This window comes from Sphingomonas sp. PP-CE-1G-424, from assembly GCF_004341085.1.
Taxonomy (GTDB): Bacteria; Pseudomonadota; Alphaproteobacteria; order Sphingomonadales; family Sphingomonadaceae; genus Sphingomonas.
Genome location: NZ_SLXW01000001.1, coordinates 899,938 through 913,456, shown reverse-complemented (window position 1 = coordinate 913,456; position 13,519 = coordinate 899,938). Strand labels below are relative to the sequence as shown.

At 67.5% G+C, this 13,519-nt stretch carries 16 protein-coding genes; 8 read left to right on the top strand and 8 right to left on the bottom strand.

Annotated elements, in window-relative coordinates; translation table 11 throughout:
* The first annotated feature begins 154 nt into the window (after window positions 1-154).
* From C8J43_RS04155 to C8J43_RS04140, 4 genes are all read left to right on the top strand, one after another.
* The gene (locus C8J43_RS04155; RefSeq protein WP_060526089.1) at window positions 155-430 is read left to right on the top strand and encodes a FeoA family protein; all 276 of its coding nucleotides are present in this window, start codon (window positions 155-157) and stop codon (window positions 428-430) included.
* A gap of 9 nt (window positions 431-439) precedes the next feature.
* Entirely contained in the window at window positions 440-2,314 is a 1,875-nt protein-coding gene (feoB, locus tag C8J43_RS04150; RefSeq protein ID WP_133029807.1) for a ferrous iron transport protein B, read from the top strand.
* A gap of 170 nt (window positions 2,315-2,484) precedes the next feature.
* Window positions 2,485-3,081 carry a single-stranded DNA-binding protein gene (gene ssb / locus C8J43_RS04145; protein ID WP_133029806.1) on the top strand — a complete coding sequence of 199 codons (597 nt, stop codon included), beginning with the start codon at window positions 2,485-2,487 and terminating at the stop codon, window positions 3,079-3,081.
* A gap of 5 nt (window positions 3,082-3,086) precedes the next feature.
* The gene (locus C8J43_RS04140) at window positions 3,087-4,619 is read left to right on the top strand and encodes a PAS domain-containing protein (protein WP_243645396.1); all 1,533 of its coding nucleotides are present in this window, start codon (window positions 3,087-3,089) and stop codon (window positions 4,617-4,619) included.
* On the opposite strand, the gene C8J43_RS04135 is transcribed toward C8J43_RS04140, so the two are convergent.
* The 4 genes from C8J43_RS04135 to C8J43_RS04120 all read right to left on the bottom strand — a co-directional run bounded on the left by C8J43_RS04135 (window position 4,609) and on the right by C8J43_RS04120 (window position 7,255).
* Complete coding sequence (locus tag C8J43_RS04135; protein WP_121905447.1) at window positions 4,609-4,995, bottom strand: response regulator; 387 nt, start codon at window positions 4,993-4,995, stop codon at window positions 4,609-4,611. The two genes, C8J43_RS04140 and C8J43_RS04135, sit on opposite strands and share 11 nt — an antisense overlap.
* An 87-nt stretch (window positions 4,996-5,082) precedes the next feature.
* Window positions 5,083-5,676, bottom strand: coding sequence for a methionine biosynthesis protein MetW (metW, locus tag C8J43_RS04130; protein WP_121904884.1), 594 nt, complete (start codon window positions 5,674-5,676; stop codon window positions 5,083-5,085).
* On the bottom strand, window positions 5,673-6,107 hold the full coding sequence (locus C8J43_RS04125; protein WP_133029805.1) for a GNAT family N-acetyltransferase: 435 nt from the start codon (window positions 6,105-6,107) through the stop codon (window positions 5,673-5,675). Before C8J43_RS04125 ends, metW begins: the two co-directional genes overlap by 4 nt.
* The gene (locus tag C8J43_RS04120) at window positions 6,104-7,255 is read right to left on the bottom strand and encodes a homoserine O-acetyltransferase (protein WP_133029804.1); all 1,152 of its coding nucleotides are present in this window, start codon (window positions 7,253-7,255) and stop codon (window positions 6,104-6,106) included. Before C8J43_RS04120 ends, C8J43_RS04125 begins: the two co-directional genes overlap by 4 nt.
* Window positions 7,256-7,541: 286 nt before the next feature.
* Between C8J43_RS04120 and hisC the strand changes: the two genes are divergently transcribed.
* The gene (gene hisC / locus C8J43_RS04115) at window positions 7,542-8,651 is read left to right on the top strand and encodes a histidinol-phosphate transaminase (RefSeq protein WP_243645395.1); all 1,110 of its coding nucleotides are present in this window, start codon (window positions 7,542-7,544) and stop codon (window positions 8,649-8,651) included.
* Window positions 8,651-9,559, top strand: a complete 909-nt coding sequence (locus C8J43_RS04110) for a prephenate/arogenate dehydrogenase family protein (protein WP_056064181.1) — start codon at window positions 8,651-8,653, stop codon at window positions 9,557-9,559. Before hisC ends, C8J43_RS04110 begins: the two co-directional genes overlap by 1 nt.
* Before the next feature lie 161 nt (window positions 9,560-9,720).
* Here C8J43_RS04110 and C8J43_RS04105 read toward each other — a convergent pair whose 3' ends face one another.
* Genes C8J43_RS04105 through ftsE form a run of 4 tightly spaced genes read right to left on the bottom strand, consistent with a single transcriptional unit; the run spans window position 9,721 to window position 12,552 of the window.
* Window positions 9,721-10,401 carry a lysophospholipid acyltransferase family protein gene (locus tag C8J43_RS04105; RefSeq protein ID WP_133029803.1) on the bottom strand — a complete coding sequence of 227 codons (681 nt, stop codon included), beginning with the start codon at window positions 10,399-10,401 and terminating at the stop codon, window positions 9,721-9,723.
* Window positions 10,398-10,934, bottom strand: a complete 537-nt coding sequence (locus tag C8J43_RS04100) for a YdcF family protein (protein ID WP_107963345.1) — start codon at window positions 10,932-10,934, stop codon at window positions 10,398-10,400. The genes C8J43_RS04105 and C8J43_RS04100 overlap by 4 nt, the downstream gene beginning before the upstream one ends.
* A complete protein-coding gene (locus C8J43_RS04095; protein WP_133029802.1) occupies window positions 10,931-11,824 on the bottom strand; it encodes a permease in 894 nt (297 codons plus the stop codon). The genes C8J43_RS04100 and C8J43_RS04095 overlap by 4 nt, the downstream gene beginning before the upstream one ends.
* Window positions 11,824-12,552 (bottom strand): cell division ATP-binding protein FtsE, encoded by a 729-nt coding sequence (gene ftsE / locus C8J43_RS04090; protein WP_133029801.1) that lies wholly within the window; start codon window positions 12,550-12,552, stop codon window positions 11,824-11,826. The genes C8J43_RS04095 and ftsE overlap by 1 nt, the downstream gene beginning before the upstream one ends.
* On the opposite strand from ftsE, the gene C8J43_RS21785 reads away from it, so the two are divergent.
* Together C8J43_RS21785 and C8J43_RS04085 are read left to right on the top strand one after the other, a co-directional pair.
* Window positions 12,535-12,708, top strand: coding sequence for a hypothetical protein (locus tag C8J43_RS21785; RefSeq protein WP_156359308.1), 174 nt, complete (start codon window positions 12,535-12,537; stop codon window positions 12,706-12,708). The two genes, ftsE and C8J43_RS21785, sit on opposite strands and share 18 nt — an antisense overlap.
* Complete coding sequence (locus C8J43_RS04085; protein WP_133029800.1) at window positions 12,705-13,481, top strand: MJ0042-type zinc finger domain-containing protein; 777 nt, start codon at window positions 12,705-12,707, stop codon at window positions 13,479-13,481. Before C8J43_RS21785 ends, C8J43_RS04085 begins: the two co-directional genes overlap by 4 nt.
* Window positions 13,482-13,519: the final 38 nt, after the last annotated feature.

Below are 13,519 nucleotides of genomic sequence, written 5' to 3'. Positions count from 1 at the left end.
CATCCTGGGCTCGACCCAGGATCCAGAGCCAGAAACGACGCGCTATGTGACTCTGGATCCTGACTTTCGTCAGGATGACGGGGCGTCGAGACGGTCGTCACCCGCGGCGGTTAGGGCTTCCCTTCCCCGGACGTTACTGATAATCAGTCGCATCATGGACACTCGCCCCGATCGTTCCGTCAGCCTCGAAACCCTGCCGCGCAAGCAGCACGCGATTGTCGCCGCGATCGAATGGGCGCGGCTCGCTGGTCCCGAGGCGCGTCGCCTCCGCGAACTGGGCTTCGACGAAGGCGTCGACGTCGAGGTCCTGCACCGCGCGACGTTGGGCCAGGGCCCGATCGCCTGCCGGATCGGCCGCATGACCGTCGCGCTCCGCCGCGCGGTCGCGGGCGCGATCCACGTCTCGCCAATGCCTGCCGCGGCAGAATAATCCCATAAAATGAACGCAGCACCGCTGGTTGCGCTGGTCGGCAATCCCAATGCCGGCAAGAGCGCGCTGTTCAACGCGCTCACGGGTGCGCGCCAGAAGGTCGGCAATTATCCCGGCGTCACGGTCGAGCGGAAGGTCGGGCGGCTGATGCTCGACGACGGACGGCCCGTAGAGCTGGTCGACCTGCCCGGCGCGTATAGCCTCGAACCCTCCTCCCCCGACGAGCGCGTGACGCGCGACGTCGTCACCGGCACGCAGGACGGCGAGCGCCTTCCCGACGCGCTGGTGGTGGTCGTCGATGCCGCAAACCTCGACAACCACCTCCGCTTCACGCTCCAACTGATCGCACTCGGCCTGCCGGTCGTGGTCGCGCTCAACATGGTCGATCTCGCCGAGCGCGACGGCCTGAAGCTCGATCCCAAGGTGCTCGAACGCGAACTCGGCGTGCCGGTGATCCCGACCGTCGCGGTGCGCAAGCGCGGCCTCGACGAGTTGAAGGCCGCGCTCTCCGGCATCGTCGTCAACGGCCCGATGCGCCTGCGTAAATCTGACGGAAGCGTACAGGACGACATCGTCACGCTCCAGCGCCGCGCCCGCCAGATCGCAACGTCCGCGACCGTCTCCGAGACGCAGGTCCGCCGCTGGACGCACATGCTCGACGCGGTCGCGCTGCACCCCGTCGCCGGGCCGATCCTGCTGCTGGCGATCATGTTCCTGATGTTCCAGGCGGTGTTCAGCTGGGCACAGCCGTTCATGGACGCGATCGATGCGGGCTTCACCGCGTTGCAGGGGTTCCTGACCGCCGAACTGCCCGATTCGCTGCTCCGCTCGCTGCTGGTCGACGGCGTGATCGCGGGCGTCGGTGCGGTGATCGTGTTCCTGCCGCAGATCCTGATCCTGTTCCTCTTCATCCTCGTCCTCGAGGCGAGCGGCTACATGGTCCGCGCGGCGTTCCTGATGGACCGGGTGATGGCGAGCGTCGGGCTGTCGGGTCGCGCATTCATCCCGCTGCTGTCGAGCTTCGCCTGCGCGATTCCGGGCATCATGGCGACGCGGACGATCGACGACGAGAAGGACCGCCTGACCACGATCCTGATCGCGCCGCTGATGACGTGTTCCGCGCGCCTGCCGGTCTACACGCTGATCATCGGCGCGTTCATCCCGAACACGCAGGTGCTGCCGTTCGTCGGGTTGCAGGGGCTGGTGATGCTCGGGCTGTACGTGATGGGCATTGTCGGTGCCTTCGTCGCCGCGCTGGTGCTGCGCCGGACAGTGACCAAGGGCGTGTCGTCGGGCTTCATGATGGAGATGCCCAAATACCAGTGGCCGCAGTGGCGCGACGTCGGCATCGGGCTTTGGAGCCGCGCGCAGATCTTCCTGAAGCGCGCCGGCGGGATCATCCTGACCTCGACGATCATCCTGTGGGTGCTGCTGAGCTTCCCCAAGCCGCCCGAGCAGCCCGCCGGCGCGCCGAAGATCTCTGCGGTCGATTACTCGGTCGCCGGCCGCATCGCCAACGGCATCGCGCCCATCTTCGCGCCGATCGGCTTCAACCGCGACATCGTCCTCGCGCTGATCCCGGCGATGGCCGCACGCGAAGTCGCGGTCGCGGCGATCGGCACGGTCTATGCGATCGACGATCCGGACAGCAACCAGGGCGGCAAGGCGATGGTCGAGAACCTGCGCGGCCGCTGGAGCCTGCCGACCGCGCTCGCCTTCCTGATGTGGTTCGTGTTCGCGCCGCAGTGCATTTCGACGATCGCCGTCACCCGTCGCGAGACCAATGGGTGGAAATGGCCCGCCTTCATGGTTGGCTATTTGTTCGCCGCCGCGTACATCATGGCGGGTATCACATACTGGCTGGCGGTAGCCGCGGGTTTGTAGGTGATGCACTGAGCGGACTCCAAATCCGTTCAAGGCGTAGGTCCTGGTCCTTCTCCCCAGAAGCGATCATCCCTTCCACCGGGTAATCTGCACCCAGGTCCTACGCCGTTACCGTATATTCGTTCATGCTCGTCTGAGCAATCAAACCTTACTAGTGGAGTCCTGGGTTCGTGGCAGGCAGCGTCAACAAGGTCATCATCGTCGGCAATCTGGGTCGCGACCCGGAGAGCAAGGCGTTCCAGAACGGCGGCAAGGTCGTCAATCTGCGCATCGCGACATCCGAGTCCTGGAAGGACAAGATGTCGGGCGAGCGCAAGGAAAAGACCGAATGGCATTCGGTCGCGATCTTCAACGAAGGTCTCGCGAACGTCGCCGAAAAGTATCTCCGCAAGGGCTCGAAGGTCTATATCGAGGGCGCGCTCCAGACCCGGAAGTGGCAGGACGCGCAGGGCCAGGACAAATATTCGACCGAGATCGTGCTGCAGGGCTTCAACAGCGTGCTGACGATGCTGGACGGTCCGAACGGCGGCGCAGGCGGTGGTGCAGGCGGCGGCGGCGGTAGCCGCGGCGGTGGCGACGACTGGGCCGGCGGCGGTGGCGGCAACGACTTCGGCGGTGGTTCGTCGGGCGGCGGCGGTTACGGCGGCGGTGGTGGTCGCGGCGGCAGCGCACCCTCGGGTGGCGGTAGCGGTGGCGGCGCGCGCGGCGGCAGCTTCGGCCAGACCGGCGGCTTCTCGGACGATCTCGACGACGACGTGCCGTTCTGACCTCCGTGACGACGCTGGATTCCGTCCCCGCGACCGCCGTGTTCGACGAGGCTGAGCGCTCGCGCGTCATCGCGGCGTACGACGTCGCGGGCGCGCGTGCGAAGGGCCAGCTCGACGACATCGTGGCGTTCGCGGCCGAGCTGTGCGCCGCGCCGGTCGCGTTGCTGAGCCTGGTCGAGGACGAGTATCAGCGCTTCCTGTCGCGCACCGGCACCGACCTCGAGCAGACGCCGCGCAGCATGTCGTTCTGCGCGCACGCGATGCATCATCACGAGGTGATGGAGGTCGCGGATACGCTGGAGGATCCGCGCTTCGTCGACAACGCGCTGGTGACCGGGCCGCCCTATGTGCGGTTCTACGCGGGTGCGCCGCTGGTCTCCAGCGAAGGCGTGCCGCTGGGCGCGCTCTGCGTGCTAGCCCCCCGTCCGCGCGAGGGGCTCACCCGGTTCCAGCGCGACGGCATGACGCTGTTGGCGAAGGCGGCGATGGGCCGGCTCGACGATCGCCGTTCGGCGCGCGAGCAGGCGATGGCCGACGCCGAGGCGCGGCGTACGTTGGAGGCGAGCGACCTGAAGTTCCGCACGCTCGCGGACACGATGCCGCAGATGGTGTGGTCCACGCTGCCCGACGGCTTCCACGACTATTTCAACGCGCGCTGGTACGAGTTCACCGGCACGCCCGTGGGGACGACCGACGGTGAGGGCTGGAACGACATGTTCCACCCCGAGGACCAGGATCGCGCCTGGGCGGTCTGGCGCCAGTCGCTCGACTCGGGCGAGCCGTACAATATCGAATACCGGCTGCGACATTTCGACGGCACGTATCGCTGGGTACTCGGCCGCGCGCTGCCGGTGCGCGACGAAAACGGCACGATTACGCGCTGGTTCGGGACGTGCACCGACATCCACGAGCAGAAGCTCGCCTATGAAGAGCGCGAGGTCATCAGCCAGGAGCTAAGCCATCGCATCAAGAACATCTTCGCGGTGATCGCCGGGCTGATCGCGTTTTCCGCGCGGGGGAAGCCCGAGTTCATGGGCATCGCGACCGACCTGCGTCACCGCATCAACGCGCTCGGCCGCGCGCATGATTTCGTCCGCCCGCATAGCGCCAACTCGCGTCCGGCCGCCGCGCAGAACAGCCTGCACGGCCTATTGCAGGAATTGTTCGAGCCGTATCAGCGGATCGATGGCGCACGCCTCCATGTCACCGGTGACGACGTGACGATCGACGATCGCTCCGCCACGCCGCTCGCCCTGCTGTTCCACGAGCTCGCCACCAACGCGACCAAGTACGGTGCGCTCGCGACCGAGCTGGGCACGGTCCGGATTACGATCGCGGCGAACGATGAGTCGGTGACGCTGCATTGGCGGGAAGTGGGCGGCCCGGCGGTCACCAAGCCGACCATGGCCGCCGGCTTCGGCACGCAGCTAATCGAAATGAGCGCCGTGCGTCAGTTGGGCGGCACGGTGAACCGGATTTGGAACGATGACGGCCTGATCGTCGAGATGACTATTCCTAAGCCAGCGTTCAGCCGCTGACGACCCTGATCACGTCGTCGTTAGCGATCGCCTCTTCCTCGCACGCTAACGCCGCTGCAGCTAGGATCGCGGCGTCGCTGAACGGCTTGCGGATATAGCCGAGGCATTCCGCATCGCCGATCTGCGACGGGTTGGCGGTTACGAACACGACCTTGACGCCGTACTCCCGCGCCATCCGCCTGGCGATCTCCGGCCCAGTCGGTCCGTCGCGCAGATTGATGTCGACGAACGCGAAGCTGCATCCCGGTGCAGCCGCGATCGCGCTGTCGCGATCCGCCGCGATTCCCGCCACATCGTATCCGGCATCGACGAGGATTCTCTCGAGGTCGAGCGCGACGAATATCTCGTCTTCGACAATGAGGGCGGTCTTGGTCATCGGCGGAGTAACCAGCCGCCCGACGATCGGTTCCGTTGCGATACTGATCTGAATCAGCATCCAGACATAAATTGTATATTTTTCTTACTATCTTCCGCGTCGCAGCATGAAGACGGCGTGTTCCGCGAACAGGTTGGCCGCCGCCGCGCCGGTGCGCTTGTCGCCCGACAGGAACCACGCATCCTCGACAACGATCCCGCGCGCTTTCACGAAGGCGCGGAAATCGTCGATCGTGACGTGGTGGATGTTCGGCGTGTCGTACCAGCGTTCGGGTAATTGCCGCGTGACCGGCATACGGCCGCCCCACAGAAGCGACCCCCTCACCCGCCAGTGCGCGAAATTGGGGAAGCTGACGAACGCCTGACGACCGATCCGCAGCAGATGATCCAGCACCAGATCAGGCGCACGCGCGGTCTGCAACGTCTGGCTGAGGATTGCGTAATCGAAGCTCGCGTCGGGATAGCCGGCGAGGTCGACATCCGCATCGCCCTGGATCACCGACAGACCGCGCGCGACCGCGGAGGCGACGTTGCGCGCGTCGATTTCGAGGCCACGCACATCGACGTCGCGGGTGTCGCGCAAGGCCGCCATCAACGCGCCGTCGCCGCAGCCGATATCGAGCACGCGGCTGCCTTGCGCGACGTTTTCGGCGATGACCGCGAGGTCGGTACGTAAGGTCATGCCGCGGTCCGTAATTGCTCGGCGAGGCCTGGCGCGAGGCGTTCCATGTAGCGATCCGCGCGGACCAGTGGGTGGAAGCCGAGCCCCGCATAGACGCCGTGTGCGTCGGCGGTAACGAGGCCGATCCGCCGCAGCCCGGCGAACGAGGGGTGATCGAGGAACCAACTCACCATCCGACGCCCGAGCCCCTGCCCTCGCACGGCCTCGTCGACCCAGACGTCCGCCAGCCATGCGAACGTCGCGTGATCCGTAATCATTCGCGCAAAACCGACCTGCTGCTCATTCTCGTACGCGCCGAGACAATGCGACCCGGCGATCGCACGCTCGACCAGACCGCGCTCGATCCCCGGCGACCAATAGCTGCTCGCGAGCCAGCCGTGGATGCGGTCGACCTGCAACTTGGCCACGTCGTCGGACAGGATGATCGTCATCGGCCGGCCCTCAGGAAGCCGTCGACCACCCGGTTCAGGTCCGGCGCCTCCAGCAGGAACGCGTCATGGCCATACGGGCTCGACAGCTCGACGAAGCTGACCGGTGCGCCGGCTGCGTTGAGTGCCTGGACGATCGCACGTGATTCGGCAGTCGGGTAGAGCCAGTCGGTGTCGAAGCTGACGAGGCAGAACCGCGATCTGGTCGCGCGGAAGGCGTTGGCGAGCAGCCCGCCATGCTCCTCGGCGAGGTCGAAATAATCCATCGCGCGCGTGATGTAGAGGTACGAGTTCGCATCGAACCGGTCGGTAAACGCGAGCCCCTGGTGGCGCAGATAGCTTTCGACCTGGAAATCGGCGTCGAACCCGAACGATTTCGCGTCGCGCGCCTGGAGGCGGCGGCCGAATTTTTCGGTCAGCCCCGCCTCGGACAAGTACGTGATGTGCGCCGCCATCCGCGCGACCGCGAGCCCGGCGGTCGGCGCCGCGTCGTCGTGATACTCGCCGCCACGCCAGTTCGGATCGGCCATCACCGCCTGCCGCCCGACCTCGTGGAACGCGATGTTCTGTGCGGTATGCCGCGCGGTCGAGGCGATCACCACGCAGGCCTTCACGCGGTCGGGAAAGGTCGCGGGCCAGCTCAGCGCCTGCATCCCGCCCATCGATCCGCCGACCACCGCGTGGAGCACGCCGACGCCGAGATGATCGAGCAGCATCGCCTGCGCGCGCACCATGTCGCGGATCGTGATGACCGGGAAGCTCATCGCCCAGGGGCGGCCGGTCGCCGGGTTGATCGTCGCGGGGCCGGAGGTGCCCATGCAACTGCCTAGTACGTTGGCGCAGACGACGAAGTGACGCGCGGGGTCGATCGGCTTGCCCTCGCCGACCATCCGCGTCCACCAACCGGGCTTACCGGTGCGGGGGTGATGCGAGGCGACGTGCTGGTCGCCGGTCAGCGCGTGGCAGATCAGGATGGCGTTCGACGCGTCCGCGTTGAGCGTGCCGTAGGTCTCGTACGCGATGTCCACGGGCGATAACAGCACGCCGCCATCGAGCCTGAGCGGCCCCGGCAACGTTACGCGCCGCGCGAGGCCGAAGCGTTCGTCGGTGTCGTGGCCGGTCCCGGGGTCGATGGCAGGCGTGTCGAGCATGCCGCGCGCTACCATAGGGGGACGCCGTCATGCCAGCACGGTAGTGGTCCGGACTTGGGTACCATCCTACTCCTACCTACCCCTGTCGGGCGCTGACCGTCCGAACCACGCCGTCATCCTGACGAAAGTCAGGACCCAGGGTAACGAGCGGTGACATCCGTGGCTCTGGATCCTGACTTTCGTCAGGTTGACGCTGGACGGGCGGGGTACCGATCCTTGCAAGCGGCCCCCCACCCCCACGCACAAAGATTGCCACCGCGCCACCGCGCCCGCTATGCCCCGCGCCATGACAAACATCATGCCCGCACCCGCGCCGAAGCCCTGGATCCTGGGGATCGCGCCGTACACGCCCGGCCGCTCGACGACCGACGATGGCCGCACGGTGATCAAGCTGTCGTCGAACGAAAATCCGCTCGGCACCAGCCCCGCCGCGAAGGCCGCATTCGACGCCGCCGACCGCACGCTGGAGCGCTATCCGGATGCGGGCGCGGTCGAACTGCGCGAGGCGCTGGCGGCGCATTACGACCTCGACCCGGCGCGCGTGATCTACGGCACCGGCTCCGACGAGATCCTGCATCTGGTCGCGGGCGCCTATGCGGGTCCCGGCGACGAGATCATCCACGTCCGCTACGGCTTCGCCGTCTACGAGATCGCCACGCGCCGCGTCGGTGCTGAGCCCGTCATCGTCGACGACCGCGACTATGCGACCGACGTCGATGCGATCCTCGCTGCGGTGACAGAGCGCACCCGCGTCGTGTTCGTCGCCAACCCGAACAACCCGACCGGCACGTTCACGCCGCGCGCGGAAATCGCGCGGCTGCATGCGGGACTGCCAAAGTCGGTGCTGCTCGTGCTCGACCAGGCCTATGCCGAATATCTGTCGCCCGAAGAGGACGATGCCGGCCTCGCACTGGCGATGACCGAGGCGAACGTGCTCGTCACGCGGACCTTCTCGAAGATCCACGGGCTGGCCGCCGAGCGGATCGGCTGGGGCTATGCCTGCGCGCCGATCATCGACGCGATGCACCGCATCCGCGCACCGTTTAACGTGACGACGGCAGGCCAGGCCGCCGCTGTCGCCGCGATCGGCGACACCGCTTTCGTCGACGCGACGCGCGCGCATAACGACACGTGGCGCGGCTGGTTCGTCGAGCAGATCGGGCAGATGGGCAACGCCGGGCTTCGTGCGGTGCCGTCGAAGGCGAACTTCGTGCTCGTATTGTTCGAGGGCAAGCTGACCGCCGACGCCGCGTATCATGGGCTGATGGACGCGGGCTACATCGTCCGCTGGCTGCCGGGCCAGGGCCTGCCCAACGCACTGCGCATCACGATCGGCACCGAGGAGGAAACGCGCGGCGTCACCGCGGCGCTGCGCAACCTGGTCGAAGCCGCCTGATGCTCCCGTTCGCGCGCGTCACGATCATCGGGCTGGGACTGATCGGCTCGTCGGTGGCGCGCGCGGTGCAGGCGACGATGCCGACGGTCCGCGTTACCGGCTACGACGCCGATGCGACCGTGCGCGAAGCGGCGGACCGGCTGCAATTCTGCGACGACGTCGCGGACTCGGCGGGGGCAGCGGTGATCGACGCCGACCTGGTGATCCTGTGCGTGCCCGTCGGCATCATGGGCGAGGTCGCCGCCGAGTTCGCGGCCGAACTGCCGGCGGATGCGATCGTCAGCGACGTCGGCAGCTGCAAGGCCGAGATCGTCCGCGCGCTGACTGAAGCGCTACCGAACGCAACCGTGATCCCCGCGCACCCGGTCGCAGGCACCGAGCGGAGCGGGCCGGAGGCTGGCTTCGCGACGTTGTTCCGGCACCGCTGGTGCATCGTCACGCCCCCCGAGGGCGCCGACCCGGTCGCAGTCGAGCGCGTGTCCGAATTCTGGCGCAGGCTTGGCGCGCAGGTCGAGACGATGGCGCCCGAGCATCACGACCGCGTCCTCGCCGTCACCAGCCATCTGCCGCATCTGATCGCCTACACGATCGTCGGCACCGCGGGCGACCTGGAGGAAGTGACGCAGTCGGAGGTCATCAAATACTCGGCCGGTGGTTTTCGCGATTTCACGCGGATCGCGGCGTCGGACCCGACGATGTGGCGCGACATCTTCCTCAACAACCGCGAGGCGGTGCTGGAGATGTTGCAGCGATTCTCAGAAGATCTGAGTCATCTCCAGCGCGCGATCCGCTGGGGTGATGGCGATGCGCTGTTCGACCTGTTCACGCGGACTCGCGCGATCCGCCGGAGCATCGTCGAGCAGGGGCAGGACGATGATGTGCAGGATTTCGGGCGTACGCACGGGTAAGGAAGTGCGCCGCGCCGTACCCAAAAACCTCCACCCCGGCGAAGGCCGGGGTCCAATTGGGTAGGCTCGAGTAACCACGAGCAACGCACACCAGCGAAGTCCCCCCAATTGGGCCCCGGCCTTCGCCGGGGTGGTGGATTGGTTGGGGTATCCTTCCGATCCTAGTCCAGCGCGTTCATCGCCGCATGGACTCGCTGCTCCGCCTCTTCGCGCGGCAGGCCCGGCGGCACCACCTCGCCGAACCGGAAAGTGATCACTCCCGGCAGCTTCGGCCCCTTTTTCGGCCACACCAGCCCGCTGTCGCACGCGATCGGCACCGTCGGCATCTTCAGCGCACGATACAGGCCCGCAAACCCCGGCTTGAGCGGCGGATGCTCGCCCGGCGACACTCGCGTCCCTTCCGGAAAGATCAGGATCGATCGCCCCGTCGCCTTCGCCGCGGTCGCCTCGCGCATCATGCTGCGCATCGCCGTCGCCGATGCCTCGCGATCGACGACGATCGCGCCATAGCGCCGCGCTGCCCAGCCCCAGGCCGGGATATCCGCCAGTTCGCGCTTCAGCACGATCGCCGGGCCGTCGAGCAACGCCTGCAACTCCAGCGTCTCGAACATCGCCTGGTGCTTGCACGCGTAGAACGCCGGCTCGGTCGGTCGCGTCCCCTCCACGCGGATATGCACGCCGAGGATCGCGCGCGCGCACCAGCGGTGAAAGCGCGTCCAGATCGTCGAATGCACGATCACCGCGCGCGAGCCGAACAGCGCCGAGATCGGCACGGTCACCACGATCGGCACCGAGATCGTGTAGAAAACGAGCATGAACGCCCAGTTACGCAGCCAGATCATCCGCCATATCCAATCCACAATGCGATCCGGCGAAGGATCAACTTGTTATATTCGTTGACCAAGGTCCCGAGCCGCGGCGTCCCCGGCACGCCGTCGCCAAGGATCACGACATTCTTGTCGAGCGCCGCCGCCAGTTCCATCCGCGCGCGCGCGACATGCCAGTCCGACGTCACCAGCCGCACCGACCGGTATTTGTGCACGCGCACCCATTGCGCCGTTTCCTCGGCATTCGACCGCGTATCGACAGCGTCCGCACCCAGATCGATGCAGCACGCGAACAACGCGGGCGACGTCCGATATTCCAGCGCGAGATCGATCGGCCGCACCCCCGGGGCAACGCCCGTCACGAGCATCCGCTTCGCCTGATGATCGCGGAGTAGCGCGATGCCGCGGTCGATTCGCCCTGCCCCACCGGTCGGCACGACGATCGCGTCCGAGGTGAAGCCGTCGAGCGGCTTGGGCAGCAGCAGCATGAACACCGCGAACCCGAACGCCCAGGCGAGGCCCAGGATGCCGAGGAACCGCACGATCACAGGATATGCCTCAGCGCGCGGACGATCGTCACGCGCGCGGCGAGCGTGGCAAGGACGACGAACGCGACCGGGAGCAGCGCAAGCACCACCCAGTCGACTCCGCCAAGCGTCACCCCGCCGAGCAGTTCGGAGCCCAATCCGTGCAACCGGATGCCGATGAACGCGATCACCAGCAACGCCGTGACGCCGCCGCCGACACCACCGATCGTCGCATCGAGCGCGATCCGTCGCTGGAACAACCGCGCGATCTGGAGATCGGTCGAGCCGAGCATGTGCATCACCGCGATCGTCGCGTGATGCGTCTGGAGCCCCGCGCGCGCGGCAAGCACGACGACCGCGGCGGTCGCACTCGCCATCAGCAGGACCAGCGCCAGCGCGAGGAACGTCAGCGAGCGCATCACGTCGTTGACCGGCGACATCCAGCTTTCGTGGCGGTCGACGCGGACGATCGGGCTCAGGCGCCGCACTGTGGCCGCGACGCGCGCGGCCGCCGCCCCGTCATGATCGGCGAGGTCGACGTCGATCATCGCCGGCACGGGCAATTGCGGATCGGCCCCGTCGGACCCGAGCCAGGGTTGCAGCAGTCGCGTGAGTTCGGCGCGGTCGACCGGCGTCGCCGTCGCCACCGCCGGCATCGTCCGCAGCGCCGCCAGCACGCGCGCGGCAACCGCATCACGCCGCACCGGATCACCATCGACGACCTGCACCGTCAACCGCCCCGCCAGTTGTCGATCGAGCAACCGCGCCGCACCCGCCGTCGCCAGTCCCAGGGCGGCGGCGAGCATCGTCAGGAACAGCATGATCGCCATCACCCACGTCATCGCGCGCAGGCCACCGGCTTCGTCGAGCACGCGGCGTTCGGCCGATGATCGCGCTTTCGACACCCTCATCATTCGGGCCGCGTCGGTGGATAGCGGAGCGAACCGGTCGGATCGAGCAGCCGCCCGCGATCGAGCCGCATCATCTGCGCGCCGGGTATCCGCCCGAGCAGGTGGAAGTCGTGTGTCGCGACCACGACGGTCGTGCCCAATTTGTTAAGCGATTCGAACAGGTGGAGCAGGCGTTCGGCCATGTCGGGATCGACGTTGCCGGTCGGCTCGTCCGCGACCAGGATCTCGGGGCGTGCGATGACCGCGCGGGCGATCGCCACGCGCTGTTGCTCGCCGCCCGACAATGTCGCCGGGCGCGCATCGGCGCGGTCGCCGAGCCCGACCCAGGCGAGCATCTCGCGCACCGGTTGCTCGATATCCACCTCGGGCATCCCCGCCACGCGCAACGGCAGCGCGATATTGTCCCAGGTCGACAGATGCGGGACGAGCCGGAAATCCTGGAACACCACGCCGATCCGCCGCCGGAACCCGGGCAGCCGGTCGCGCGACAGCACCACCGCGTCCTCGCCGAACAGCCGGATCACGCCGCGCGTCGGCCGCTGTGCGAGATACAGGAGCTTCAGCAACGACGTCTTCCCCGCACCGCTCGCGCCGGTCAGGAAATAGAACGCACCGCTGCGCAGCGTGAAGCTGAGGTCCGACAGCGTCTCCGGCCCGGCGTCCGGTCCCGAATCTGACTCCGTGCCGTAACGAAGCCCGACATTCTCGAATTGGACGATATTCGCCATGACGTGGTTGCGCCCGCTTTCGCCCGCTTGATGCCCGTATCGGCGCTTTCGCATGAAAGCGCGCGCCGCTTCAAGCTTGCCACCTATGCGGGCCGCGTGCTTATTCGGCACAAGACCGGTCGCGCTCCAGCGGCCGCTGGTGAAGCGCATCCATGATCCTCCAATGTCCCGAGTGCAGCACGCGCTATCTGGTTCCCGACAGCGCGATCGGGACCGAGGGGCGCACCGTGCGCTGCGCCAATTGCAAGCACAGCTGGTTCCAGGGACCCGCCGCGGCCCCCGACACCGTCGTCGACATGCCGGAATCGACCCCGCTCCCACCGGCGCCCGCCCCGCTTGCCCCGCTGCCCCGCGCGCCGATCGGCGACGTATCCGAGCGGTTCGCGGCGGTCGCTCCAGCGCCGACGCCGACCCCGCCGCCGGCGCAGGCCGAGCCCGAACCCGCGTTCGTCGCGCCGACCTACCAAGCCATCGCCGAGCCGCCGCCGTTCCGTCCGCGCCGCAACACGACGCGGCGCTGGACGATCGTCGCGGTCATCGCCGGGCTGCTGATGCTGCTTGCGGCAGGCGCGATCGTCTATCTCGGCGCGCCGGGTGTCGCCGCCAAGCTCGGCATCGGCGTCGCGACCGACGACAGCCCGCTACGGCTGCGCGACAATCCGATCGAGCGGCGCGAACTCGACAACGGCTCCGAGCTGTTCGCGGTCAGTGGCCAGGTGAGCAACCCGTCGGACCAGCGCCAACGCGTGCCCGACATCCGCGCCGAACTCCGCGATGCGCAGGGGCGGCTGGTGTACAGTTGGACGATCACCCCGCAGCAGCGCACGCTCGCACCCGGCGGGACGATCGATTTCAATTCGGCGACGCTCAACGTGCCGGCGAACTCCAAGCGGCTCGAGTTGAGCTTCGCAGGGGAGTCGACCCGCTAGCGGCGACACGCGACGATCCGGCAGCGGCCGTAGCAAAA